This is a genomic window from Elusimicrobiota bacterium, assembly GCA_016182905.1.
Taxonomy (GTDB): Bacteria; Elusimicrobiota; Elusimicrobia; order UBA1565; family UBA9628; genus GWA2-66-18.
The window spans coordinates 199,698-223,145 of the sequence record JACPFR010000010.1 but is presented as its reverse complement, the minus strand read 5'-3'; the positions used below and the strand labels follow the sequence as shown (position 1 = coordinate 223,145).

General features: G+C 70.9%; 24 protein-coding genes. 3 read left to right on the top strand and 21 right to left on the bottom strand.

Going from position 1 to position 23,448, the window contains the following annotated elements:
- Positions 1 to 12: 12 nt before the first annotated feature.
- Genes HYV14_04950 through HYV14_04935 form a run of 4 tightly spaced genes read right to left on the bottom strand, consistent with a single transcriptional unit; the run spans position 13 to position 6,257 of the window.
- Complete coding sequence (locus HYV14_04950; GenBank protein MBI2385346.1) at positions 13 to 939, bottom strand: hypothetical protein; 927 nt, start codon at positions 937 to 939, stop codon at positions 13 to 15.
- A complete protein-coding gene (locus tag HYV14_04945) occupies positions 936 to 2,015 on the bottom strand; it encodes a glutamyl-tRNA reductase (GenBank protein ID MBI2385345.1) in 1,080 nt (359 codons plus the stop codon). The genes HYV14_04950 and HYV14_04945 overlap by 4 nt, the downstream gene beginning before the upstream one ends.
- Positions 2,012 to 2,860: a cytochrome c biogenesis protein CcsA gene (gene ccsA / locus HYV14_04940; protein MBI2385344.1), complete on the bottom strand. Its 849-nt coding sequence runs from the start codon at positions 2,858 to 2,860 to the stop codon at positions 2,012 to 2,014. The genes HYV14_04945 and ccsA overlap by 4 nt, the downstream gene beginning before the upstream one ends.
- A gap of 52 nt (positions 2,861 to 2,912) precedes the next feature.
- Positions 2,913 to 6,257 (bottom strand): hypothetical protein, encoded by a 3,345-nt coding sequence (locus HYV14_04935; GenBank protein ID MBI2385343.1) that lies wholly within the window; start codon positions 6,255 to 6,257, stop codon positions 2,913 to 2,915.
- A gap of 232 nt (positions 6,258 to 6,489) precedes the next feature.
- On the opposite strand from HYV14_04935, the gene HYV14_04930 reads away from it, so the two are divergent.
- On the top strand, positions 6,490 to 7,728 hold the full coding sequence (locus HYV14_04930) for a S8 family peptidase (GenBank protein MBI2385342.1): 1,239 nt from the start codon (positions 6,490 to 6,492) through the stop codon (positions 7,726 to 7,728).
- A 9-nt stretch (positions 7,729 to 7,737) separates the two neighbouring features.
- On the opposite strand, the gene HYV14_04925 is transcribed toward HYV14_04930, so the two are convergent.
- The 6 genes from HYV14_04925 to HYV14_04900 are packed head-to-tail and all read right to left on the bottom strand — an operon-like array spanning position 7,738 to position 12,800.
- Positions 7,738 to 8,988, bottom strand: coding sequence for a HAMP domain-containing histidine kinase (locus HYV14_04925; protein MBI2385341.1), 1,251 nt, complete (start codon positions 8,986 to 8,988; stop codon positions 7,738 to 7,740).
- Positions 8,985 to 9,926, bottom strand: a complete 942-nt coding sequence (locus HYV14_04920) for a response regulator (GenBank protein ID MBI2385340.1) — start codon at positions 9,924 to 9,926, stop codon at positions 8,985 to 8,987. The genes HYV14_04925 and HYV14_04920 overlap by 4 nt, the downstream gene beginning before the upstream one ends.
- A 10-nt stretch (positions 9,927 to 9,936) precedes the next feature.
- Positions 9,937 to 10,794, bottom strand: coding sequence for a hypothetical protein (locus HYV14_04915; GenBank protein ID MBI2385339.1), 858 nt, complete (start codon positions 10,792 to 10,794; stop codon positions 9,937 to 9,939).
- 56 nt (positions 10,795 to 10,850) lie between these two features.
- The gene (locus HYV14_04910; GenBank protein MBI2385338.1) at positions 10,851 to 11,561 is read right to left on the bottom strand and encodes a response regulator transcription factor; all 711 of its coding nucleotides are present in this window, start codon (positions 11,559 to 11,561) and stop codon (positions 10,851 to 10,853) included.
- A 37-nt stretch (positions 11,562 to 11,598) separates the two neighbouring features.
- Entirely contained in the window at positions 11,599 to 12,357 is a 759-nt protein-coding gene (locus HYV14_04905) for a hypothetical protein (protein MBI2385337.1), read from the bottom strand.
- Entirely contained in the window at positions 12,354 to 12,800 is a 447-nt protein-coding gene (locus HYV14_04900) for a hypothetical protein (protein ID MBI2385336.1), read from the bottom strand. Before HYV14_04900 ends, HYV14_04905 begins: the two co-directional genes overlap by 4 nt.
- 266 nt (positions 12,801 to 13,066) lie before the next feature.
- On the opposite strand from HYV14_04900, the gene HYV14_04895 reads away from it, so the two are divergent.
- Entirely contained in the window at positions 13,067 to 15,544 is a 2,478-nt protein-coding gene (locus tag HYV14_04895; protein MBI2385335.1) for a PAS domain S-box protein, read from the top strand.
- A gap of 14 nt (positions 15,545 to 15,558) precedes the next feature.
- Here the strand turns inward: HYV14_04895 and HYV14_04890 are convergent, their stop codons facing one another.
- The 3 genes from HYV14_04890 to HYV14_04880 all read right to left on the bottom strand — a co-directional run bounded on the left by HYV14_04890 (position 15,559) and on the right by HYV14_04880 (position 18,312).
- Positions 15,559 to 16,767 carry a hypothetical protein gene (locus HYV14_04890; GenBank protein MBI2385334.1) on the bottom strand — a complete coding sequence of 403 codons (1,209 nt, stop codon included), beginning with the start codon at positions 16,765 to 16,767 and terminating at the stop codon, positions 15,559 to 15,561.
- The gene (locus HYV14_04885; protein MBI2385333.1) at positions 16,764 to 16,994 is read right to left on the bottom strand and encodes a hypothetical protein; all 231 of its coding nucleotides are present in this window, start codon (positions 16,992 to 16,994) and stop codon (positions 16,764 to 16,766) included. The genes HYV14_04890 and HYV14_04885 overlap by 4 nt, the downstream gene beginning before the upstream one ends.
- Positions 16,995 to 17,064: 70 nt before the next feature.
- Positions 17,065 to 18,312 (bottom strand): hypothetical protein, encoded by a 1,248-nt coding sequence (locus HYV14_04880; protein MBI2385332.1) that lies wholly within the window; start codon positions 18,310 to 18,312, stop codon positions 17,065 to 17,067.
- A gap of 69 nt (positions 18,313 to 18,381) precedes the next feature.
- Between HYV14_04880 and HYV14_04875 the strand changes: the two genes are divergently transcribed.
- On the top strand, positions 18,382 to 19,437 hold the full coding sequence (locus HYV14_04875; GenBank protein MBI2385331.1) for a type III polyketide synthase: 1,056 nt from the start codon (positions 18,382 to 18,384) through the stop codon (positions 19,435 to 19,437).
- 33 nt (positions 19,438 to 19,470) lie between these two features.
- Here the strand turns inward: HYV14_04875 and HYV14_04870 are convergent, their stop codons facing one another.
- The 8 genes from HYV14_04870 to HYV14_04835 all read right to left on the bottom strand — a co-directional run bounded on the left by HYV14_04870 (position 19,471) and on the right by HYV14_04835 (position 23,441).
- Complete coding sequence (locus tag HYV14_04870) at positions 19,471 to 19,968, bottom strand: TlpA family protein disulfide reductase (GenBank protein ID MBI2385330.1); 498 nt, start codon at positions 19,966 to 19,968, stop codon at positions 19,471 to 19,473.
- Positions 19,965 to 20,954 carry an HD-GYP domain-containing protein gene (locus tag HYV14_04865; protein ID MBI2385329.1) on the bottom strand — a complete coding sequence of 330 codons (990 nt, stop codon included), beginning with the start codon at positions 20,952 to 20,954 and terminating at the stop codon, positions 19,965 to 19,967. The genes HYV14_04870 and HYV14_04865 overlap by 4 nt, the downstream gene beginning before the upstream one ends.
- Positions 20,951 to 21,502: a hypothetical protein gene (locus tag HYV14_04860; protein ID MBI2385328.1), complete on the bottom strand. Its 552-nt coding sequence runs from the start codon at positions 21,500 to 21,502 to the stop codon at positions 20,951 to 20,953. Before HYV14_04860 ends, HYV14_04865 begins: the two co-directional genes overlap by 4 nt.
- A gap of 75 nt (positions 21,503 to 21,577) precedes the next feature.
- Positions 21,578 to 22,060 (bottom strand): nuclear transport factor 2 family protein, encoded by a 483-nt coding sequence (locus HYV14_04855; protein ID MBI2385327.1) that lies wholly within the window; start codon positions 22,058 to 22,060, stop codon positions 21,578 to 21,580.
- A gap of 19 nt (positions 22,061 to 22,079) precedes the next feature.
- A complete protein-coding gene (locus HYV14_04850; protein ID MBI2385326.1) occupies positions 22,080 to 22,526 on the bottom strand; it encodes a DUF2231 domain-containing protein in 447 nt (148 codons plus the stop codon).
- Complete coding sequence (locus HYV14_04845) at positions 22,527 to 22,901, bottom strand: hypothetical protein (GenBank protein MBI2385325.1); 375 nt, start codon at positions 22,899 to 22,901, stop codon at positions 22,527 to 22,529. It lies immediately after the preceding gene.
- A complete protein-coding gene (locus HYV14_04840; protein MBI2385324.1) occupies positions 22,898 to 23,161 on the bottom strand; it encodes a hypothetical protein in 264 nt (87 codons plus the stop codon). Before HYV14_04840 ends, HYV14_04845 begins: the two co-directional genes overlap by 4 nt.
- Before the next feature lies 1 nt (position 23,162).
- A complete protein-coding gene (locus tag HYV14_04835; GenBank protein ID MBI2385323.1) occupies positions 23,163 to 23,441 on the bottom strand; it encodes a hypothetical protein in 279 nt (92 codons plus the stop codon).
- Positions 23,442 to 23,448 lie beyond the last annotated feature (7 nt).

Sequence of the window (23,448 nt, the reverse complement as noted above, 5' to 3'; positions counted from 1 at the left end):
CGTCAGAAAATATCAATTAGCGGCGGGCCTGTCAAACGAACGGCCGTTCGCCCCACCGGCGGCCGCCGCGCGCTCGAGCACCCAGGCGTCGAAGCCCGGGTGCGGCATCAGGGTCTTGCCGTCCCAGGCGAAGTCGAGGCCCGCGAGGTCCCTCGGGATCTTCCTTTCTATGCCGCCGCGCGCGATGAGCACGGGGATGACGACCGCGCGGCCCTTGCCGGCCTTGGCTCGGACGACCTTCTCGCGCAGCTCCGCGACGGCGGCGGCGCGGATGGGCGCAGCCGCGTCGTCGCGCAGCAGGCCGAAGGAGCAGCTCCGGAAACCCTTGAAGGAGCCGCACAGCGAGGTCATCGAAGCGCGCCACGCCTCCACGGCCGCGTCGTCGACGGGCCCGTGCGCGACGAGGACGACGCCGTCCTCGGACGGCCTGCGGCTCAGCGCCTTCGCGCGCTCGACGAGGATGCGGCCCACGAGCGCGTGGTCGTCGAGCGCGGGGGTCAGGGAGACCGGCTCGCGCGCCTTCACGCGCTCGGTGGAGAACTCCATCGAGTGCCCGTGTCCTCCGGGCATGTGATGGGCGTGCGCCGCGGCCATGCGCTCGAGGCCGGCGCGCAGCGCCTCGGACGGCGCGTCCGACAGGCCGAGGGCGTAGCGCGTCTGGTCGAGGACCTCGGAGCGGGACTGGATGAACAAGGGCACCGCGACGACGCGCTCGACCCCGCGCTTCTCCAGGCGGTCCACGCCGGCCTGGAGCGTCTTGGGATCGGCCATGCCGAGCGCGGCCTCGGTCGGGACCTTCTTGTCGACGCGGGAGCGCAGGAGCTCGATCTCGCCGTTCCAGGATTCGTCGCCGCCGTGGGCCAGGAGGAGGATGCCGTACGGCGCCGGCGCGGCGCGCGCGACGGAAGACAGGAGCAGCAGGGCGAGCGCCAGCCTCATGCCTGGTATTCCGCGTCGAAGACCCGACCATCCGTTCGGTCGGCGTGCTTGAGGCTGAGCTCGCGGCCGGTCGACAGCGAGCGCGCCCAGGCGATGAACTCGGCGGACTTGGCGTCGACGATGCGGCGCGCCGCGGCGACGGCCTCGGCGCGGGAGGCCATGTTCTTGGCCACGATCGCCTCGAGGTCCTCCAGGCGGTACAGGTACACGCCGTCGATCTCGTGGACCGACTCCTCGATGTCGCGCGGCATCGCGATGTCGATCATGAACAGCGAGCGCCCGCCGCGGCGGCGGACCGCGTCCTTGACGAGGGCGCGGGTCAGCACGGCGGCCGGGGCGCCGGTCGAGGAGATGACGACGTCGGCGCGCTCGAGCTCGGCGGGGAAGGACTCCCACTCGACGGCCTCGCCTTGATAGCGGGCGGCGAGCTGGTAGGCGCGGTCCCAGGTGCGGTTGGCGACGGTGAGCCTGCTGACGCCTTTCTCGGCCAGGTGCTTGGCGGCGAGCTCGGCCATGGCGCCGGCGCCGAGGATCAGCGCGGACTTCCCCTCGAGGCGGCCGAAGATGGTCTCCGCGAGCTGCACGGCGACGGACGGGACCGACAGCGAGCCGGAGGCGAGCGCGGTCTCGGCACGGACCTTCTTGCCGACGAAGAGGGCGCGCTGGAACAGGACGTTGAGGCGCTTGCCGGTCATGCCCGCGGCCTTGGCTTTCTCATAGCCGGCCTTCACCTGGCCCAGGATCTCGGTCTCGCCCACGACGAGCGAGTCGAGGCCCGCGGCGACGCAGAACAGGTGGCCGACGGCGGGGTCGTCCTCGCGGACGTCGGGCGGAGCGGCGAGGGCCGCGCCGGCCAGGTCCTCGAGCGCGGCCAGCAAAGGCGCCGCGGCGAGGGTCTGGTTGGCCTGCGCGGCGACGTAAAGCTCGAAGCGGTTGCAGGTGGAGACCGCGACGGCCTCCGCGAAGCCGCGCGCCTTGAGCTCGGCCAGGACGCGCTCGACGGGCACGGCGGCCAGGGCCTCGCGGGACGCGCCGACGCGGTCGCGGTGCGTCCAGCTCAGGGAGAGGAGCTTCACTTCCCCCCCAGGAAATCGTGGCGGCCGGAGACCAGCTCGGCGCCGAAGAAGGTGAGCAGCATGCAGGCGAAGCCGGCCATCGAGACGTACACCGGCGTGCGGCCGCGCTTGCCCGAGACGTAGCGCAGCCACAGGAACTCGGCGTAGAAGCCGGCCGTGATCAAGGACATCGTCTCCTTCGGGTCCCAGGACCAGGCGCGGCCCGAGGCCTGGTAGGCCCACGCCGCGCCCATGGCCAGGCCGCCGACGAGGATGGGCAAGGTGACGGCGATGATGCGGCCGTTGAGCGCGTCGAGCTCGTCGAGCGAGGGCAGGCGGTAGCACAGCTCGCTCGGCTTGCGCGACTTGATCTGGCGCTCCTGGATCAGGAGGGCCAGGGCCACGCCGAAGGCGTTGATGAACGCGGCGTAGGCGGTCATCAGGATCATGGGATGGATATTGAGCCAGTAGCTGCGCAGCTTGGGCTCGAGCGGGGCGACGGCCGGATCGGCCGAGAGCACCGCGACGCCGAGGCTCAGCGCGGCCATCGGCAGGACGAAGGCCCCGAGTATCCCCAGGTGGCGGCGCACCTCGATGGAGAAGAACGCCGCGGCCAGCGCCAAGGACATATAGGTCAAGGCGCCGAAGTAATTGTTGACCGGCAGGTACCAGCGGTTCTCGGGGAAGGCCCAGAACGAGACGAGGCGGAGGCCGAAGCCCAACACGTGAAGGGCGATGCCGCAGCCGACGAAGGTCAGCATCAGGCTGCTGGCGCGGGCGTTCTTCGTCAGAAGATAGGCGAAGGCCGCGGCGCAAGCGGCGGTATAGAGGAGGAACGCCCCCCACGACAGGATCGATTCGGCCATTATCCGGGCTATTCTAGCATGCGGCGACGCGGCGCCGCTTGACCGGCGTCAATCAGTCGCCCGACCAGGGGTTGAAGCGGCCGCCCTTGATGGGGGCCTCGTCGCAGAGCTTCATGAACAGGGCGATCTGCTCCTGCGTCGCGCCCTCGGCCTTGAGGCGCTCGAGCTCGGGGTAATACACCGAGTTGTACTCGGTCGAGGACCACGGACGGCCCTTGAAGGCGATGACGTGGGCCGCGGCGGCCCGGACCATGTCTTCAGTGACCTTGGCCTTCTTCGTCTTCTTGACCATGCCGGCGAGGGCGCCGAGGCCGAGGACGCCGCCCATGCCGCGGAAGAACTCGTCGATGGTCGGGACGGGGCCGTTCCAGCCCTCGGGGATCTGCGGCGCGGCGACGGGCGCGTGAGAGGCCGCCCAGTAGAAGCCGCCGTAGATCAAGGCGACGAGCGCCACGCCGCCGAGCCACAGCAGGAAGGACTTCAGCGCCGAGTCCCGGGGCGCGGCGGGCGCGGCTTTGCGGATCTCGCCGGTTCGGGCGTTCATCGCCGCGAGCTCGCGGCGCGAGTCCTGGTAGGAGTACCAGAGGTCCTTGTCGCCGCTGAGCGGCTCGACGCGGGGCAGGAGGCTGACGCGGGTCACGCCGTCGAGGCCCTTGAGCCCGGCGTCGGGGGCGGTCTTGACGCCCATGTTGAAGGAGGCGGCGGGCACGCCCTCGGCGAGGCGCTCCTTGGACGTCAGGCCCTTGAGCTCGGGCGCGAAGGCGTCCATCATCGTCTCGGACACCATCGTGCGGCGGGCGGGCACGACGTACTGGACGCCGCCGTTCTCGCCGCCCCAGCCGAAGAAGAAGCGCCACTCGTCGCCGATCCACGCGCCGTTGAAGCGACGGGACTCGTGCACGGCCGACAGGAGCTTGATCTTGTCGGCGGAGACTCCGGCGGCCGCGGCCTTGGCCGTGATGTTCTCGAGCGCCAGGGCGTACAGGTCGTTCGGCTCGACGGCGTGGGTCAGGCCGGGAGTCGCCGGCGCGGAGGCCTTCTGGGCCTTCTCGGAGAGCTGATCGACGCGGACGAAGGCGCCCGCGACGCCGACGGTGCCGATGCTGCCGTCGTTGTCGTAGAACTTGTAGGACAGCTGCGAGCCGTTGCCGTCCGCGGCCGGGCGGGCCGCGAGCGAGACGGAGACGGCGGAGCCGAAGCCGGGAGCCTTGTCTTTGAGGAGAAGGAGCGCGGCGTCGGGGGTCAGCGCGACGAAGGAGGCGAAGGCCTCGGCGGGGATCGGATGGGACTTTTGAGAAGGAAACGCGCCCACGTAGACGCTGGTGCGGAAGTCCTGGCCGCTGCCGAGGAAGGTCGAGAAGTCCACGTAGATCAAGGCGCCGGGAACGGAGAACGTGTACTTCCACTGCGCGCCGTCGCGGACGGGCATGCCGGCGGTCGCCTCGACGAACTCGACCTGGTCGGCGGGGACGCCGCGCTTGGCGGCGGCCTCGCGGGCCTGCTTCAGCGCGGTCGCGTAGGCGTCGTTGGGGTTGGACAGGATCGAGCGGCCCGCGCCCAGCATCCCCGCCATGCCGAGCGTGGTCGCGCCGAGGAAGAAGCCGGCCTCGGGACCGAGCTCGATGCCGCGCCGCAGGGCCTCCTCGGCGAGGCGGAGCATGTCGATGAGGGCGCCGCCGATCGCGTACAAGGCGAGAGCGGCCAGCGCGATGAGCCCGATGCCGGCGCCGACTTCGACCGCCTGCGTGACCTTGATCGCGTCGTCCCGGTCCTTCTCCGCCCGAGAGCGCGCCGGCTTCGAGGCGACGGACTCGAGGACCTTCTGCGCGACGTCCGGCCCGTGGTCGGCGAGGTTCCAGCCGTTGGGGATGCGGGGGTCCATCTTGCGGCCGACGCCGATCGCGAGCACGCCGGGCAGGCCCTTGGACATGTTGCGGTCGGTCTCGTTGCCGGTCTCGCCGATGGGCAGGCCGCTGAGCTTGAGCCCCAGGCGGGTCAGCCACGACGCCTTCTTGGCCTGGCGCGGCACGTACATCATGTCGCCGATGACGAGCGCCTGCGACGGCTTGAGGCCGAGCTTCTCGGCGATCTTCGCCGTCGCGGGAGCCTTCGTGATGATGGAGAAAGTCGCGTAGCCGGGGTTCTTGAGATCTTTAGGAAGGCGGCCGGACACTTCGACCTCGATGCCGCGCTTGGCGAGCTCCTCGCCCATGATCGCGGCGACCTGCTTCATCTGCGCCGGGGTCGCTCCGACCTTGATCATCAGGGCGTAGCCGTAGGTGTTGTAGGACTCCTTGGGGTTGAGCGAGTCGCCGGGGTGCTGCTCGACGCCGGCCTCGGAGAGCCGCGCGATCGTCGCGGCCGACGCGTCCTTGACGGCCTCGGGCTTCTCGGCGGCGAGAGGCTCGGCCTCCCAGACCTTGACGGGGACGCCGTTCCGGTACTGATAGAGCCTGCCGCCGCTGTTGGCGGCGACGTACATGCCCTCGGTCACGTCGGCGGGAAGGCTGGCGAGCGACTCGAACACGGTGAGCTGAGTGGAGCCCGGGCGCTTCTCGTCGCCGCGGTCGCTGACGACGGCGAAGTGCTTGCCGGCCTGGCGGATGGCGCGGATCGCGGCGACCTTCTCGGCCGGCAGGACGGCGTTGTAGCCGGCCAAGGTGTCGTCGAAGTCGGAGACCACGAGCTGCTTGTCGGCGGCGGAGGCGATGACCTTCGCGGTCAGGGCGGCGCCGGCCTGGGGCAGGGAGAAGACGGCGCCGGTCAGGGCCGCGACCGTCTTCAGCGCCAGGCGATGGAACATATATGAGGAAGAGCTCTCGACCGTCTTGGGCGCCTGGACCTGCGGCTCGGCGGCGGGGACCGCCGCCTTCGGGGCTTCGGGAGCGGCCGAAGGAGCGGAGAGCGCGGGAGCGAGGGCCGACGGGACGCCGGCGGCGACCGCGCCGCTCAGCTCGGGATATTCAGCCGCCTTGACGCCGGTCAAGACGTCCTCGAGGTCGCGGCCGGCGACGGCGGCGGCGGAGCCGCCGGTCTCGGGCTTGGCCAAGGCCTGCAGCGCGGGCGCGGCGGCCAGGACCTTCTGGGCGATCGCGGCGGCGGGAGAGGCCGGCTTGAGCGCCGCGGGAACGAAGGCGGCGGGAGCGGCGATCCGAGGCGAGGCGGAGAGGGCGGAAGGCGCGGACAAGGACGGCGCCGACAGGGACAGGACGGGGGCGGCCAAGGACGGCGCCGGCGCGTTGGAGAAACCGAGGCCGAGCTGCGGCGTCGCGGAAACGGGGGCCGCGCGGCCGGCGACGGCCTGCGCGAAGGCCTGCTGCGCGTCGAGCCCCGAGGAGAGGACGACGAGAGCGGCGGAGAGGACGATGCGGACGAGACGGTTGAGGCGTCGGGCCATGCGAGGTTTTCTCCCTGTTGCTGGTCTAACGTCTGACCTTATTGTACCCGGCCCCGCCGTCCGCGCCCTGGGCCGTACGGGGAAGGGGGCCCAGGCATTCGGTCTAGGCCCAAGGTTCTACGCGCGCGGAGGCGGGCGGGATGACAATAGTCACTCATGGGCCTTTGGGCCCATGCCGTCATAGGCCTCATGGCCCACGCGCGGGCCGAAGGACCCGGCTAATAATAGGCCCATGAACCCCCTCCGACTCGCCCTCGCGATCGTCCCGCTCCTCATCGCCTCCGCCGCCCGCGCGCAGTTCTGCCCGCTCGACGCCGGCGACACCGTCCAGAAGATCGTGGCCTGCAAGCCCGGGGTGAGCGCGGACCGCTGCCGCGCGCTCGCGCAGAGCGTGGGGTGCGCGGTCGTGCGCGAGCTCCCGTCGATCAACGCGATCGTCATCGAGCTCCCCGCGTTCAAGGCCGACGCCGCGGAGACCAAGCTCAAGGCCGACTTCCAGGTCGACCTGGTCGAGACCGACAAGGTCGTCAACTGGCTCAAGGCCGTGACCGTCGCGCCCCCCGCCGCCGCGCCCCAGTTCGAGCTCGGGGAGGGTTTCCGCGACATCCTTAAAAAAATCAGCGCGCTCAAGCCCGTCGCCGTCGCGGACCCCGAGCAGCCCTGGGGCATCCGCCGCGTGAACGCGGAGGCCTCCTGGACCACGCCGCGCGGCCAGGGCCAGGGCGCGGCCGTCGCGATCATCGACACCGGCGTCTCCCGGTCCCACCCGGACCTCGCGGGAGTCGTCCTGGGCGGCTTCAACGCGCTCGACCCCAAGCGGCCCGACGCCTGGGACGACGACCAGGGGCACGGCTCCCACGTCGCCGGCACGGTCGCGGGCAAGCGCGACGGCAAGGGCGTCGTCGGCGCGGCGCCGCTGGCCAAGCTCTACGCGGTCAAGGTCCTCGACGCGGACGGCAACGGCGGCTACTCGAGCGTCATCGCCGGCATCGAGTGGGCCGTCAAGAAAGGCGTCAAGGTCGCCAACATGAGCCTCGGCGCCGACGAGGGCAGCGAGGCCCTCAAGCGCGCCGTCGCCGCCGCGAGCAAGGCCGGCATGACCATCGTCGCCGCGGCCGGCAACGGCGGCGGACCGGTCGGCTTCCCGGCGAGCTACCCGGAGACCCTCGCGATCGGCGCCTCCGACGTGAAGGACGGGGTCGCGGAGTTCTCGAGCCGCGGACCCGAGGTGGATTTCATCGCGCCCGGCGTCAACGTGAGGTCGGTGAACATGGCCGGCGGCTGGGAGGAGCTCTCGGGCACCTCGATGGCCACCCCTCACGTCGCCGGCCTGGCGGCCCTCGCCGTCGCGCGCGGCGCGTCCTCTCCCGCCGCGGTGCGCGCCATGCTCAGGAAGGCCGCGACGCCGATCCCCGGCCTGCCGTCCATCACCCAGGGCATGGGCATGATCGACGCCGGCAAGCTCCCGTAAGGGAACGGCTCAGACGGGCGCCGGTCCGCGGGGCCTTGCCTCGGCGACCGACGCAGGCCCGGCTTTCGGCTCCGTCCAGGGAAGGGCGAGCTGGAAGCGCGCTCCCCCCGCCGCGGAGCGTCCGGCGGTCAGGTCGCCCCCGTGACGACGGACGATCTCTCGGCAGTGGTACAGCCCCAGGCCCACGCCCCCCGCGCTGGCCGAGGCGAACGGCGTGAACAGCCGCGGCAGGAGCTCCGGCGGCAGGCCCGGCCCGTCGTCGTCCACGCACACGAACGCGCGCGGCCCGGAGCGGGACACGGACACCATGATGCGCCCGCCGGCCGGCAGCGCCTTGGCCGCGTTGCCGACGAGGTTGACCAGGACGCGCTCCAGCTCGAGCCCCGCGGCCCGGAGATAAACGGTCTCGTCCGGGAATTCCCGGGAGATCTCGATCCGGCGCGCCCGGACCGGGTCCTCGCACAGGCGAAGAGCCGCCTCGACCACGTCGCTGGCGCTTCGGGTCCGCATCGAAGGCTCGTCGCGCTTCAGGAGGCCGCTGACGAGATCCCGGCAATACAGGGCGGCGCGCTCGACGCGCGCCAGGTCGTCGCGCGCGGCCTGCGGCAGGTCCGGATCCTCGCGCAGCATGTTCGCGTAGCCCAGGATGACGGTCAGGGGCGCGCCTAGGTCGTGGACGGCTCCGGCGCCGAGGGCGGCCACGGAGGCGACGCCCTCCAGCCGCTCGATCTCGCCCCGCTGGACCGCCGCCCTCGCGCTGCTCTCGCGCTCGGACTTCGCGAGGGACCAGGTCCCCACGGCGGCTCCGGCGAGGATGCTCGTCTTGAGCACGAGGGAGAAGAGGTCGATGGGGCCGATGACGCGGGCCTCGACGGACAAGGACGCCGCGTTCGCGAGCACGGCGCCCGCGGCGATCCAGCCGGTCTCCCGGCCGCCGAGCAGGATCGCGGCGCTGAAGATCGGAAGGAGGTAGAGGACCCACAGGTCGGATTCGCTGCCTCCGGACCGCCCCTGGATCGCCGCGACGACGACGAAGGAGGCCACCAGCGCGAGGGCGGCCGGCATGACGCGCCCCGGGCGAAGCCGGACCGCCAGGCTCGCCGCCAGGCTCGCGCCCAGCAGGAGCAGGAACAGCCACAGGCAATCGGGGAGGACGAGGCGAGGGTTGTCCTTGGACAGGAACGCCAAGGCGGCGAGCGCCACCCCGAGCGCGGCCTCGTACCGCCCGGACGAGCGGACGCCGGCGGAGGAAGCGCTCATATCCCGCTCCTGCGCCGATCGAACGCCAGGGCGCTCGGCCCCGAGCGCCGCGTGCCCTTGAGCCAGCCCTTCATCTCCCCCGACCAGCGCACGGCCTCCGCGTAGGACGGGATCGGCCGCTGGACCGAGGACACGCCCGCCACGGTCAGGCTCAGCGGCGCGTGGCTGCGGACCACCCCCTGCCGGTCGACCGCCTGGATGGCGCCCCGGGCCGCGTCCGCCGCGTCGTAGAATCCCGGGACGGCCTCGTCGAACCTCATCGCGGCGAAGGCCGCGGCCAGCGGGGCCTTCTCCGCCGCGCACACCAGGGCGAAGTCGTCGCCGCCGATGTGCCCGAGGAAGCCGCTCATCTCTCCGGCCTGACGCATGGCGTCGGAGAGGATCTCGGCCGTCGACAGGATCACGCGGTCCCCGCGCTCGCAGCCGTAATGGTCGTTGAAGGCCTTGAAGCGGTCGATGTCGGCGAGGAGGAAGGCGAACTCCAGCCCTTCGCGGATCCGCCGCTCGACCTCGGCCTGGATCGACGGGCTTCCCGGAAGACGCGTCAGGGGGTTGACCGCCACCGCCTCCGCGTGGCGGTGAAGCCGCGACAGCACGCGCGCGCGCAGGTCCCGCCCCGAGAAGGGCTTCGTGACGTAGTCGTCGGCGCCGAGACCGAAGCCCTCGTCCCGCGCCTCCTCGCCGGCGCAGCCGGTCAGCATGATGACAGGAGTCGTCCGCGTCTTCGGCGCGTGACGGAGCTCGCGCAGGACCTCCCACCCGGTCAGCCCCGGCATCTGCACGTCCAGGAGGATCAGGTCGGGAGAGCGCGTCTCGGCCGCCGCGAGCGCCTCGACGCCGTCGCGCGCCGCGACCACGCGGCATTCGCCGCCGAGGAGACGCCCGACGACCGCCGCCACCCCCTGATCGTCGTCCGCTACCAATATCGTGCTTTCCATTGTCATGTCCTCACAGCCCGCACTCTTGGTGCAGGGAATACGCCTCGCCGTCGGCCTTCACGAAGCGGGCGACCTCCGCGGCCGTCAGCGGCGGGACCTTCCCCTCATGATACGCGCGGCGCAGAACGTCATAGAAGCGGGCCTTCAACTGGGGGTCGGGGATCGTCGAGCCAGGATTGACCTTGAGCTCGGAGGCGGGCAGGCCCTCCTGGAGGCGGCGCGCCCAGTAGCGCGCCTTGATGTCGAGTATGCTCTCCTCGAGGGCGTTGATCCGCGCCTCCGCGCCGGAGCAGCGCGCGGCCGTGTCGGCCACCGCGTCGCGGGCCGCGTCGACCTCGAAGCCGAACCGTCCGCTCATCACCGGCACCGGCACGTCGAAGGGATCCATGTCGGCGACCACCGCCTCGCCCTCGCGCTCCAGCTCGCCTTCGACCGCCCCGACGATGACCCCGGTCTTGTAGTCGACGATCCGCAGGACGAGCCGCACGACCTTCCCGGACGAGCGGTAGGTCCCCATGACGACGCCGTCCACCCGCGCCAGGCGGGAGCCGTCCGCCGCCTCCGGCTCGAGCGCTCCGGTCCGGCCCAGCGAGCGCTCCTCCATCAGCTTCGGCAGCAGGCTGCGCTCCACCGCCTGGACCTTGCCGGAGCGCACCAGCGCGGTCGTCAGGCGCTCGGTGAGGAGCGCCCCTTCCCCGTTATCGCTCCCGCGCGAGGAGTCGAGCCGGGACACCGCGACGCGATTGAGGCCCGCCGCCCGCGCCGCGTCCGCCAGCTCCCGGCCCAAGCCCCGCATCGCGTCGCTCCGGGCCGGCGCGGCCGCCGCGGCCAGGAGGAGGAGGGCGCCGGCGGTCGTCTTGAGGTCCATGCCGCCAGGATAGCCCCGCGGCCTGTGCGCGCGCCGACGCCGCGCTGAAATCCCGCTTAACGACGGGGTTCGGGAGCCGGGTCGAACTTGTAGCCGTGGCCGGGGACGTTGACGATGTGGCGCGCGTGGCGCGGGCCGAGCTTCTTGCGCAGGTGGGAGACGTGGACCTCGACGGTGCCGGGGTCGTTGTAGTTGGCGGGGTCGTAGCCCCAGACGGTCTCGAGGAGGTAGATCACCGACAGCAGGCGGCCGCTCTTGCTGATGAGGACCGCCAGCAGGTCGAACTCCTTGCCGGTCAGCGCGACGGTCTTGCCGTCCACCTTGACGGTGCGGCCCTCGGGATCGAGCGCGATGCCCGACTTGATCACGCTCTCGCCGGCCGGCGCCGCGGCCTCGTACCGGCGAAGGACCGCCCGCAGCCGCGCGAGCACCACGGACATGGTGAAGGGCTTGAGGATGTAGTCGTCGGCGCCCAGCTCGAGTCCCGAGACCACGTCCTGATCGCCCATGCGCTCGCCCGACATCAGCACGACGGGGATGGAGGCCGTCCGCGCCTCGCGCTTGATGGCCCGGCACAGCGCCTGGCCGTCGAGGCCCGGCATCTGCGAGTCGCAGAGGACGAGGTCCGGGCGGGAATCCTTGATCAGGAGCAGCGCCTCGGAGCCGTTGTCGGTGATCACGACCGCGACGCCGTTGGCGGTCAGGTATTGCTTGACCATCTTGAGGATGGCGCGGTCGTCGTCGACGACCAGTATCTTGCTCGGCATATGACAGAGGCCATGGTAGCGCTTAGGCGTCCGCGCGTCAAGGACGCAGCCAGGCCGCTTCGTCGAGCGCGACGAGCGTCTCCTGGAACGCGCCGCGGGCCGCCTCCGCGGCGGCCGCGCGCGCGGCGGACGAGCCGTCCGCGTCGAGGGCCGCGGCCTCGTGGCGCGTCTCGCGCACGACCCGGCCGTCCCGGGCGCCGACGACGCGCACCGCCATCTCCACGCGCGCGCCGACGAAAGGCAGGACCCGGGGGTCGCGGTGCGGCGCGACGAAGGCCGTTCCCGTGATCCGGTAGTCGGCGCCTTTCGCCGTCACGGCGATCCCCTGCCCGGCCAGGTGCGCGCGCAAGGCCGACTCGGCCGAGCGGGCCGCCTCCGCCCCGAACGGGCCCTCTCCGGAGAACCGCACCGACACCGTCGAGTCCTCGAACGCGGCCGGCGGCAGGGTGGTCCGTCCCGCGCATCCCTCCGCGCCCGCGGAGAGCTCCACGCGCACCCGCGCCGAACGCCCGCCCTGGGCCGCCCCCCGCCCGAGCACCTCGTGCTCGAGCACGCAGCCCGAGGCGCGGGTCACCACCCGCGCGTCGACGCCCATGCCCTTGTCGACGCGGGTCCGCGCGTCGACGCGCACGCCCGCGCCCTGCTCGACGGCGCGCTTCAGCGCGTCGGCCACCGCCCGCCGGTCCGCGCCCGGCCCTTCGGCCGCCCACCCCTCGACGACCACGCTCCGCCGCGCCGGGGCGTGGGAGCAGGCCCCGGCGAGGACGGCCAGGACGGCGAGGAGCGCGCGCCTCACGGGAGCACCAGCCCCGTCCCGCGCTGGAGGTCTTCCTTAGGAAGCCGCACGGTCACCACGCAGCCGCCGTCCACGGTGAACTCGCTCTTGAGCACGCGCGCGCCCCGGATGCTCTCATGCACGCGCGTCGCGAGCTTGGAGTCGACGGAGATGGCCCGGGAGACGGTGTAGCCGCCGTCGAGCTCCACGCCCTTGATCAGGGCCAGAAGCTCGTACTGCGCCTTCACGATGGCCGCGTCGCGCGCCAGCGAGCGCCGCTGGGTCTCGGTGGCCAGGGCCGGGTCGCCGGCGCCGATGCCGATGGCCTCGTAATAGGCGCCCTTCTCCGGCTTCTCGTCGATCACGTCGGGCACGCGACCGTCCGCCAATCGGGAGCGCACCGACGAACAGCCCGCCGACATCGCGACGGCCAAGGCCGCCGTCAGGACCGCGATCATCTTCATAAAGCCTCCCGGACGCCTCGCGTCCTGCCGACAGCATAGGCCGCGGAGGCGGCGGCCGCGCTGAACCCGGGCTTAATGAGCGCTTAAGGGACGGAGCCGGCTTCAGCGATATTTAAGCGTCCCGTCATGCGCGCGCAAACGCGGCGGACTACCTTTCGAGCATGTCCGACTGCCCCTTCGAGAGCGCGTGCCCCGTTCCCTCGGGCCTCGGACATCCGCTGCGCGCCCCGTGGAAGGATTGGAGAATATGTTGCATACTGGCTGACATGCTGCGGGAGACTCATCGGCCCCTCGCGCTCGTCCTCCTCGCGCTAGTCGTCGCCGGGGCGCTCGCGGCCCTCACGGGATTCCTCCTCTACCGCGCCGAGAAGGCGAACTTCCTCGCCGGGCGCCTCGGCTACCTCGCGGTCGTGGCCGACCTCAAGGCCGACGCCGTCCGGGACTTCCATCACGAGCGCCTGCACGACCTCGACATCTACGTGTCCAACATCCAGGTCGTGCCCGGCTTCGAGGAGGCTCTGCGCGGCGACGCCGCGAAGCTGCGCGCTCTCTCGAGGATATTCACGCCCCTGTTCGACTACGGCGACTACGAGAGCGTGGCGCTCGTCGACCGCCGCGGACGCGTCGTCCTCGCCCTCCCGCCCGGCGCCGAGCCGCCCCGCCCTTCCCCCAGCCCCGGGAACCCGCTGCGCTTCCTCGGGACCCGCCGCACCGCCTCCGGGACGGTCGTCTTCGAATACGAGGCCGCGATCGCCGGAGGCTCCCGGCTGATCACCCGGGTCAGGAGCAGCGCCCTGCTCGGCCCCCTCACCGAGCGCTGGCCCGGCGTCGAGAAGACGGCCGAGACCATCATCTACGAGCGCGCCGGGGACGATCTGGTCGCCCTCAACGCGCTGCGCTTCAAGAAGGACTCGGCGCTCGCGACGAGGATCCCGCTGACCTCCGAGACGCTCGCCGCCCGGGCGGCGCGCGGAGAGGCCGGCCCGCTCCTGGGACGCGATTACCGCGGCGTCGAGTGCTACGCCGCGGTCCGCGACCTGCGCGAGCTCGAGTGGATCCTCGTCGCCAAGGCCGACGAGCGGGAGCTCCTCGCCCCCCTGATCGAGAGGGTCCGGCTGGCCGCCCTCGCCTCCGCGGGAGGCTTCGGCCTCGTCTCGGCGATGTTCGTCCTCTTCCTGCGCACGCAGGCGGACCGCCTGAGCGCCGAGGCCAAAGCCGAGAGGCTCCTCCTGGCGACCGCGATCGAGCAGGCCGGGGAGAGCATCCTCATCACGGACAGGAACGCGCGCATCCTCTACGCGAACCCGGCCTGCGCCCGCGTGACCGGCTACACCCGCGAGGAGCTTCTCGGGAGGAACCCGTCCGTCGTCAAGAGCGGCCGGCACGAGGCGCCGTTCTACAAGGCGATGTGGGAGACCTTGCTCCGCGGGGAGGTCTGGAACGGGAGGTTCTCCAACAGACGCAAGGACGGGACCATCTTCGAGGAGGACTCCACGATCACGCCGGTGCGCGACGCCGGCGGCACGATCACCCACTTCATCGCGGTCAAGCGCGACGTCAGCGCGGTCAAGTCCCTCGAGGAGCAGCTCTTCCACTCCCAGAAGATGGAGGCCATCGGGCGCCTCGCCGGCGGCATCGCCCATGACTTCAACAACATCCTGACGACGATCAACGGCTACGCGGAGATGCTCTCCGACTCCGCGCCGCCGGAGTCGCAGGCCGCCGGCGACCTCGCGGAGATCCTCGGCGCGGGACGGCGCGCCGCGATGCTCACGCGGCAGCTCCTCACCTTCTCCCGGCGCGCTCCGGCCGACCCCGTCGTCCTCGACCTGCGCGCCTCGGTGCGGGGAATGGAGAAGATACTGCGCCGGACCTTGGGCGAGGACGTCCGGCTCTCCTTCGACCTCCCCGAGGATCCGCTGTGGGTCCGGAGCGATCCCGGTCAGATCGATCAGGTCCTCATGAACCTGGCGGTCAACGCCCGCGACGCGATGCCGCGTGGCGGGACCCTGACCGTCCGAGCGCACGCCGCGCGGCTCGAGTCCGACGAGGTCCGTTCGCTCGAGGTCATCCCCGCGGGAGACTACGCCGTCCTCTTGGTCGGGGACGACGGGGCGGGGATGTCCGGATCGATCCTCGCCCGCATCTTCGAGCCGTTCTTCACGACCAAGGAGAAAGGAAAGGGCACCGGGCTCGGCTTGGCGACGGTGTTCGGCATCGTCAAGCAGAACAAGGGGCACATCTCGGTGGACAGCGCCCCGGGACGCGGCTCGACGTTCAGCATCCATCTCCCCCCGGCCCCGGCGCCGGCCGGCTGGACGCCCTCCGGAGCCGCCGCCCAGCCCGCGTCGTTCCGCGGCGACGAGACCGTCCTCGTGGTCGAGGATCAAAGCGAGGTCCTGCGCCTGGTCGCCCGCGCGCTGACCCCCCAGGGCTACCGGGTGATCTCCTGCGGGAGCGCCAAGGAGGCGCTCGAGACGGCGCGGGCCGTCGAGAGCCCGATCCACCTCCTGCTCACGGACGTGGTGATGCCCGGGATGGGCGGCGCGGAGCTCGCCGAGGTCCTGGGCCGGACCCGTCCCGAGACGCGGGTCCTGTTCATGTCCGGCTACACGGACGGCCGGCTCGACGGCCTCGTCGAAGCGCATAAGAAGGCCGACCTCCTGCTCAAGCCGTTCACCGCCGAGCAGCTGTGCCGCCGCGTGCGGAGCGCGCTCGACGGCGAGGCTCCAAGGATGGCCTAGGCCCTAGGGCGCGGTCAACCGAGCTTCGCCCGGAGGAAGAGCATGAACGAGACTGGCGCGCGCCCGTAGGCCGGACGCAGCGCCGCCGGCAGCGCGTAGACGCTCGCCAGTCCGCCGACGCCCCACCGGGTCCCCTTCCACGCCGCGAAGTCGAAGCGATAGCCGAGGCTCAGCTTGCCGACCGCGCGCTCGTCCCCGCCGGGGATCAGCTCGTCCTTCTCGACGCGCTCGACCCGGCCGAACGCCGTATGGGCGCGCGTCCAGGAGGAGGACGCCTCGAGGAGATAGGCGTCGAGGACGCGCCCCGGCGCCGCGTCGTTGCGGCCGTAGGCGAGAGTCGTCTGCTGGAGCCCCCCGCCGAGGCGCGTGTTGACGCTCGCCGACGCGGTGAAGCGCCGCTGGTCGACCTCGGGCGCCAGCGCCTCGGGGCTCACGACGCGCCCATAGCTCGCCTGCAGGGCCCAGTCGTCGCCGGGGTTCCAGGAGAGCCGGCCCGCATGCGAGTCGAACCGCGGCTTTTCGATATCCCAGCGGTATCGGTCCGGTTCGCGTCCGGTGAAGACCGATCCCTCGAGCTTCCACGCCCCGCGCGAGGCGCCGAGCGTGGCCGCTCCGTGGGCGATGTGGGTGGAGTCGAGCCAGTGATGCGAGATCGGAGCCTCCGGCAGCTCCGCGCCGGACAGGCGGTGCATGAAGGCGGGCGGGCCGAGCGCGGGCTCGCCGGGCAGGCCGAAGTACGCGAACGCGGCGCCGTCCTCGCCGAGGCTCGCGGCATACGTCGCCGACAGTTCCATGAACAGGTCGTGCGGATGCTGGCGGTCGACGAGCTCGCGGCGCCCGTCGGCCGTCTCTCCCGTCTGGAGCAGCAGCGGATAGCCCGCGGCCCCCATCGCCGGGTCCGCCGAGAGCATGCCGCGCAGGCGCAGCGATCCGGGTCCGAGCGGCCGGCGGCCCGCCGCCATGAGCATGCCGGAGGCGAAGTTCTTCTCGCCTCCGCGGGCACCGCCCTGGCGGTCCCAGACGAGGTCGAGGACGCCGTGCGTCATCACCGTCCAATCCCCGCGCCGCAGGTGAAGGCCCTCGTGCGGCGTCGACGCCGGCTGCCAGCTCGTGCCCGAGGCCTCGCGCGTCGACATCGCGCGCGGAGCGTGATGCATGCCGGCCGTCTCCGCGCGGGCTCCGGCGCCGATCAGGAGCAGGCCGACGAGGACCGCTCCCCTCATCGCCCGGCGGGAGCCGTGGACGGCGGGACGCTGAACGACGGCTCGACGGGGGCCTCGTGAAGCGGCCGCCCGTGGCCGCGCTCCTCCGGCTCCAGGCTCCCCGGCAGGACCGGGGACGGCGTGGCCGTCCCCGTCCCCGCGGGATGCCCCGACCAGCGGAAGACCGAGCAGGCGCCCAGCAGCAGCGCGGCCGCGCAGAGGAACGCCCAAAGTCCGGCGTATCGCATGGTCAGATGATGCCGAACCCCGGCGCCGCCGTCCATGACGGGGACGGAAAGGCCTGATGACGGTGTCGCGTCAGCCCGGGCGGCGGACGAGCTTGCGCAGGACGCCGTGGTCCTCGCCGAAACGGCATAAGGCGTCCGCGTTCGCGGCGAGCTCGCCGAAAGGAATATAGGAAAACTCCAGCCCCGTCTTCAGGAACGCCGGACGGGACATCTGCGCCAGCACGTCCCCTTCTCGCTCGTCGGGGGCGACGAGATAAAGTCCGCATGGGCAGCCGGGAAGAGAGAGCGCCAGGTCTTGGAGGCGCAGCATGCCGGAATAGATCGACGTACTTTTCTCCACCTCGAAGGCGCAGACGATATCGCCCGTGCCGCGGCGCAGCCAGAGAACGTCGATGAGGGAAACCGTATCGAGGACCTCGTCGGACAAAGCGAGAGGCGGGAGCCGCGGCAGGGTGCGCAGGGAGAATGATTCGCCCTCGAAGCTTCGGTGCCGATCGTTGCGGGCGACGTGGACATCGCAGTTCAAGGCGCGGCCCACCGTGATGAGCAGGTGCTGCATCCGGCTGTGCTCGGATTCCTCCCCTTTCTCTTCGAGGACCCTCGCGTGACGCGCTCGGGCGGAACGTTCCGCTGCGGTCTTGCCTTCTGTAAAGGCGGCCGCCGTGCCGTCCACGTTGATTCTCCCCGACCCGATCTCGAAGAGAAGGCCGGCGAAATCGCCCAAATCCTTCGAGAATCCCGCCTCCGAGTTCGCCGCGAGGATGGCCGCCCGCATCTCCAGATAGGCCTCCCAGGATCCGAGCTTCTTATCGTCCCGAAATAAAGCGTTGAAGCCGCGAACCATCGCCGTATTGAACGGAGGGATCAAGGTCGGGTGCAGGAAGTAGAGGATGTTCGCCGAGGCCGGTCCGAGGCCCTTGATCTTCGCCGCGGCGAGCAGACTGATTTGATCCAGGAGCTGGGATTCGTTTCCCGCGGCGAGGCAGGCGTCGAGAAACGAAGCGAACAGGCGCTTGTTCGCCTCGTTTTCATAGATATCCGGGATGCGGAGCTTCGGCTTCCAGTAGAACGGGTGCGCGGCGCCCGCGAAAACCTCCTTCTGCTCGGTGATTGCGTTCAAGACCGTTTCCAGGGACGATCCCTTGAAGTCGTTGCCGAAATCCCCCCGCGCGATGCTCGCGACCGTCTCGCGCACCCCGAGGCGGATCGCGCGAAAGGCCTTCATTCGGGCCTCGCCGTTGACGAACCAGGTGTTGTAGACGGATTCCGGATCCGAGCGGTAGCGGGCGAAAAGGGGGCTCAACGCGGCCTTGTTCATTTCCCGTCCATTGTAGCCAATCAGGAGCGCCCGACTTCACCCGCGGCGAAAAAGCTACGCTCTTCCCCCATGCCCAGGATTCTATCGGCGGCGACGGCCGTGCCGGCGCACCGCTATGCTCAGGATGAGGTCCGCCAAGCGTGCCGGACGGCGTTCGGGCCGCTGCTGGAGTCTCCGGGGCGGGAAGCCATCTTCGACCGCGCGGGCGTGCGATCCCGCGCCCTCGTCGAGCCGATCGAGCGCTACCTTTTGCCCCGCCCGTTCGAGGAAAAAAATGCCGCCTACTTCACGCACGCGCGCGAGCTGTCCGAACGGGCCCTGCGCTCAGCGCTCGAAAAGGCGGGGCTCGACTTTTCCGACATCGGCCACATCGTCTCGGTGACGACGACCGGCCTGCTCACGCCGAGCCTCGAGGCCCACCTGGCCCAGGCCCTCCCCTTCCCGCGCGGAGTCAAAAGGACTCCCCTGTTCGGCTCCGGCTGCGCCGGCGGGGCCGTGGCGCTCGCGCGCGCGGCGGACTTCCTTCTGGGGAGGCCCGAGGAGGCCGTCCTCGTGCTCTCCGTCGAGTTGTGCAGCCTGACCTTCATGCCTCAGGAGCTGGAGACGACGCAGATCGTGGCGGCCGCGCTGTTCGGCGACGGGGCCTCCGCCGTGGTCCTGGCCGGAGACCGCCGCCGGGGCCGCGGACGCGCCGAGATCGTCGACTCGGCCGGCGCGCTCCTTCCCGACTCGCTCGACGTCATGGGCTGGGACTTCACCGATCAAGGCATGCGCCTGGTCCTCTCTCCGAGAGCGGTGACGCTCGTCGAGGAGAGCTTCGCCGCGACGGTGGAGCCGTTCCTCGCGCGTCACGGCCTCAAGACGGCGGATATCGAGCACTTCCTGCTCCACCCCGGGAGCGCGAAGATCCTCGACGCCTGCGAGCGCTCGCTCGGTATCGATGCGCGAAAGACCCGCCTATCGCGCGAGTTCCTCGCCGAGAACGGGAATCTTTCCTCATCCTCGCTCCTCTTCATTCTGCGCGATGCCATCGAGAAAGCCGAGCCGCGCCCGGGCTCGCATGGGCTTATGGCCGCGTTCGGTCCCGGGTTCGCCTGCGAGCTCCTGCTTATACGGTTCGCTTAGCACGATACGGCGCCCGCGAGTTGACGGACGTCGTCAAGCCGGCGGAGCGAGTCCTCGCCATAACGTTCTGAAGGCCTCAGGCTTGAGCGCGGACAGGTGATGGCGAAACACGATCCGACGGTCCCGGTCCAGGATGAAAAGGTTGTGCAGCGGGCACGTCCGGGGCGGATGAGCAAGGCCGAGCTTGCGGGCCACGATGTCCTCCGGGTCCAGCAGGATCGGGAAGCCGCAGCGGGCGGAGACCTGGGCCGGCAGCGTCCGGTCATCGCCCAACAAGCTGATGGCCAGGATGCGGAAACGGTCCCCCGCCTCCCGGCGCAGTTCCTCCAGCAGCGGCACCTTGGAGCGGCAGTCCTCGCAGAGGTTGGTAAGCCAGAGGGCGGTCATCTTCCCCTCGGGGTTCTCCGACAGCGAGAAGCGGCGCCCGGCCGCGTCGCTGAGCGTGAAGCCGGGGAAATAGTCCCCCTCCTCCAGGCCCTTGCGCCGCCAGGCGCGCAAGGGCCAGAGGAGCTTCCAAATCCGCATTCTCATGCCGCCGTCTCCCGCAGGACGACGCCATCCCGGGCCGCCGCGTCCGCGAGCGCGTAAAAGGGAATCTCCGTGAAGGCTTTGACGACCCGCGGGTCGAGGGCGGCTCCGGACTGCTCGCAGAGGATCGCGGCCGCCTCGTCGTGAGAAAAGGCGCGCTTGTAGGGCCGCGCCGTGGTCAAAGCGTCGTAGACGTCGGCCGCGGCCACGATACGGGCGCCGAGCGGGATGGCCTCGCCCGCGAGCCCCGCGGGGTAGCCCCGGCCGTCGAAGCGTTCATGATGGGCGGCGATGACCGGTGCCGCGCCCTCCAAAGCGTCCGATCCCCGCGCCAACCGCGCGCCGCTCTCCGGGTGTCGCCGCATCGCCTCCCACTCCTCGTCGTTGAGCGCACCCATCTTCAGGAGCGCGGAATCGGGGACTCCGATCTTGCCCGCGTCGTGAAGCAGCGCGCCGGTCTCGAGCGTACGGAGAAAGGCGCGGTCGCGTAGTCCCATCCGCTCGGCGGCGAGCAGACTGTACGCCGCGACGCGCCGCGAGTGCCCCGCCGTGTAGCGCTCGCGAAGCTCCAGCGACGAGACCAGGGCCAGCAAGGTGCCCGCGTGCGCCCGGCGCAGGCGCTCGGCGGCGGCGCGCTCGGAGCGGAAGAACGCCCAGCTCAGGGGAGCGGCGACCCAGAGGTTCACGAGTTCGGCCGCCTGGTCGGCCTGCACCATGGGGTGGCCGCGCCATTGCACGGCGATGTGGAGGCCGAAGGCCGCGCTGACCGCGGCGGTCATGAGCAAGGTCTCCCGCAGGCCGTACCACGCGGCGCACATGAGCACCGGGATGAAGAGAAGCTTCTGCGCGATCAGGTGAAGCCAGTGCCACTGGTGCGGGCCCGCCGGCGTCATCCAATGAAGAACGAAGACGAAGGCGAACGCGGCGGCCGTCCAGGCCCGCCGCAGGATGGGCGGGGCGGCCAGGGCCGCCTGCTCCGCGGGGATCATGGGATTTCCACGCGCGAGACCACGACGGCGGCCAGCCCTTCGCGCAGGCGGATTTCGCCCTCCACTCGGACCTTTTGTCCGGGCCGATCCTTCAAGCTCTCGAAAGCGGACGGATCCCGCCGGTCAGGCAGGGCGAGGAAGACGCGGCCGTCGAAGGCCGCGATGCCCACGGGCCCGCCCGCCGCGAAGCATTCCCGGGCGCACGCCTCGTGCCCCTCCGGCCGGGCGCCGAGCTTGAAGTAGCAGCACATGTCCGCGACGGTGCCGATCAAAGAGCTCGGCCGGGCTTGCGCGCGCGCGCGCAGCGCCTCCTCCCAGGCCTTGGCGTCCACCTTGAACTGGGTGACGCCGACGCCGTCGATCGCGACGATCGGCGTGCTCCAGCCCGCGAACCCGCGCAGGCGCTCGTCGCGCTCCACGCGCTGGACCTCAAAAATGGCCCCGTACTGCTCGCAGAGCTTGCGCAGTTCCTGTTGAGCCGCGTCGCAATGGCGGCAGGCGCATCGATAAAGTGCGACCTTCGGCCTGTATAGTTCCGGCTCGCTCATCGCGCTCTCCGCCTTCGCGTGATTCTAATCCGCCCGGGCCCGGCGTTCAATCGCCGCGGGATGAAGGATTTGCGGCTATTTCTTCTCGGCCGGGGGCTTGGCGGGCGCAAGACGCTTCGCGGAGAGGTGCAGGTGCCGGATCCTCCAGCCTTTCGCCTCCTTGGCGAGGACCACGGTCTCCGCTCCCAGCAGGACGACGGGGCCTTTCGCGTCGACGATGGTGTAGGTCGCCTCCTGGACGGCGTAGGCCAGGTCCGTGCCGACCTCGAGCTTGGTCAGCTTGGGATCGGCGACCTTGAACTCCTTCCACTCCGCCATCTCGGGGCCGATGTGATGGTCCCGGTAGTCCTTCCAGCCGTCGTTCTTGTACGTGCCCTCGAGCACGAGCAGGCCGTCGGAGACGACCTCGGCGAGCTTCTCGACGCTGCGCGCCTCCATCGCCGTCCTGTAGTCCCCGAGGACTTTGCGGACCGCCGCCTCCTCGGACGACGCCCCGATCGCCGCCGTCGCCGCCGCGACGAACGCCACCACGCCCATCAACCGATATCTCTTCTTCATTATCCGTTCTCCCTTCCGATCACGGCGCCCTCACGCCCACCCCGAAGCCGAAGACCAGCTCCCCGCCGTGCATGGCCGTCGCGACGAGCAGTCCCAGCCCGATCATCCAGAAAAAGACCTGAGCGGCGCGGACCTTGCCCGCGTCGAGGCCCTTGCGCAGCGCGAACGCGCGCAGCAGCGACAGCGCGGTGAACACCGCGACCGTCCGCCACGCCAGCGTCTCGTGCTCGGCCTGGACCTCCCAGGCCAGCGGCACGTGCGGCGCCGTCTTCTCCGCGAGGAGCCCGAGGCCCAACGTCACCCACGCGGAGATCGTTCCCAGCCAGAGCAGCCAGGACTCCGCGTTCGACAGCCACTCCGGCGCGGCCTTGCGCAGGCGCACGCCGGCGGCCGCCCCTCCCGCGATCAATAGGGCGATCGGGAAGTGGACGGCCGCCGGATGCAGATGGTAGAGCTCGAGCTCCACCTAGGGCTTCTCCACCTTGCTCACGACGATGGCCGTCAGGCCGCCGCGCGTGAACACCGTGCCGGTGATCTTCGCGTTCTTGCCCGCCTGCGCCTTGGCCTCGACGTAAGGCTTCTGGTCCTCGTGGTTGCCCACGACGAGGTACACCTTCCCGTCCTTCGTCAGCAGGCCGAGCGGGGCCCCGCCCGTGACGCAGGCGCCGGCGCACTTGGCGTGCTTGGGTCCCTTGCCCTCGTGCATCATGTAGCAGGACATGTCGAGCAGCTCGCCCGAGATCGTCTCGGCCTTGCCCGACGGGTCCATGTGGCTGCCGGCGGCGAAGGCGCTTCCGGCGACGGCGGCCGCGACGACGACGGCGCTCATCAGTTTTCTCATTTTCTACCTCCTTTTGATTCTGGAACGACGACCGGCTCGAGCACGAAGGCGCGCTGCTGCTCCTCGTCCTCGAAGAAGAACGTCTTCCCGCCCACGACCGCGCGCGGAGTGGCGGGCGTCACCTCCAGGCGCCGCCCGTCGACGGGCGAGATCGCGAAGGCCGGGGCCTCCGCGGGTGCCCGCCGGGACTTCCACAGGGACCCGAGGCCGACCGCCCCCATGACGCCCATCATCACGCCCATGACCAGCAGGGAGCCCATCTCAATGCCCCTCGTGGCCTCCCGAGGGCGGAGCCTGCTCGGGAGTCTTGAACGAATCAGGGGCCGCGGCGAAGCGCTTGAGGTTCTCCTCGCTGGAGAAGTACAGCCGCCGGCCCTTCCATGTCATGCTCGGCGTGCCGTCCTTGACCTTGACCGTCTCCCCGGAGACCGGGCAGATCGCCTTGGACGGACCACCGTGGCTTCCGTGCATCATCATGCAGCCCGACAGCAGCAGCGCCGGAACGAGCGCCGAGACCGCGAGTAGCGTCGACTTCATCATATGCCTA

Bases quoted from the DNA above. Each gene is read 5' to 3' on its own strand.
- HYV14_04950 (MBI2385346.1), bottom strand. From the start codon at position 939: ATGAGGCTGGCGCTCGCCCTGCTGCTCCTGTCTTCCGTCGCGCGCGCC.
- ccsA (MBI2385344.1), bottom strand. From the start codon at position 2,860: ATGGCCGAATCGATCCTGTCGTGGGGGGCGTTCCTCCTCTATACCGCC.
- HYV14_04935 (MBI2385343.1), bottom strand. From the start codon at position 6,257: ATGGCCCGACGCCTCAACCGTCTCGTCCGCATCGTCCTCTCCGCCGCT.
- HYV14_04930 (MBI2385342.1), top strand. From the start codon at position 6,490: ATGAACCCCCTCCGACTCGCCCTCGCGATCGTCCCGCTCCTCATCGCC.
- HYV14_04925 (MBI2385341.1), bottom strand. From the start codon at position 8,988: ATGAGCGCTTCCTCCGCCGGCGTCCGCTCGTCCGGGCGGTACGAGGCC.
- HYV14_04920 (MBI2385340.1), bottom strand. From the start codon at position 9,926: ATGGAAAGCACGATATTGGTAGCGGACGACGATCAGGGGGTGGCGGCG.
- HYV14_04915 (MBI2385339.1), bottom strand. From the start codon at position 10,794: ATGGACCTCAAGACGACCGCCGGCGCCCTCCTCCTCCTGGCCGCGGCG.
- HYV14_04910 (MBI2385338.1), bottom strand. From the start codon at position 11,561: ATGCCGAGCAAGATACTGGTCGTCGACGACGACCGCGCCATCCTCAAG.
- HYV14_04900 (MBI2385336.1), bottom strand. From the start codon at position 12,800: ATGAAGATGATCGCGGTCCTGACGGCGGCCTTGGCCGTCGCGATGTCG.
- HYV14_04895 (MBI2385335.1), top strand. From the start codon at position 13,067: ATGCTGCGGGAGACTCATCGGCCCCTCGCGCTCGTCCTCCTCGCGCTA.
- HYV14_04890 (MBI2385334.1), bottom strand. From the start codon at position 16,767: ATGAGGGGAGCGGTCCTCGTCGGCCTGCTCCTGATCGGCGCCGGAGCC.
- HYV14_04885 (MBI2385333.1), bottom strand. From the start codon at position 16,994: ATGCGATACGCCGGACTTTGGGCGTTCCTCTGCGCGGCCGCGCTGCTG.
- HYV14_04880 (MBI2385332.1), bottom strand. From the start codon at position 18,312: ATGAACAAGGCCGCGTTGAGCCCCCTTTTCGCCCGCTACCGCTCGGAT.
- HYV14_04875 (MBI2385331.1), top strand. From the start codon at position 18,382: ATGCCCAGGATTCTATCGGCGGCGACGGCCGTGCCGGCGCACCGCTAT.
- HYV14_04870 (MBI2385330.1), bottom strand. From the start codon at position 19,968: ATGAGAATGCGGATTTGGAAGCTCCTCTGGCCCTTGCGCGCCTGGCGG.
- HYV14_04865 (MBI2385329.1), bottom strand. From the start codon at position 20,954: ATGATCCCCGCGGAGCAGGCGGCCCTGGCCGCCCCGCCCATCCTGCGG.
- HYV14_04860 (MBI2385328.1), bottom strand. From the start codon at position 21,502: ATGAGCGAGCCGGAACTATACAGGCCGAAGGTCGCACTTTATCGATGC.
- HYV14_04855 (MBI2385327.1), bottom strand. From the start codon at position 22,060: ATGAAGAAGAGATATCGGTTGATGGGCGTGGTGGCGTTCGTCGCGGCG.
- HYV14_04845 (MBI2385325.1), bottom strand. From the start codon at position 22,901: ATGAGAAAACTGATGAGCGCCGTCGTCGTCGCGGCCGCCGTCGCCGGA.
- HYV14_04840 (MBI2385324.1), bottom strand. From the start codon at position 23,161: ATGGGCTCCCTGCTGGTCATGGGCGTGATGATGGGCGTCATGGGGGCG.
- HYV14_04835 (MBI2385323.1), bottom strand. From the start codon at position 23,441: ATGATGAAGTCGACGCTACTCGCGGTCTCGGCGCTCGTTCCGGCGCTG.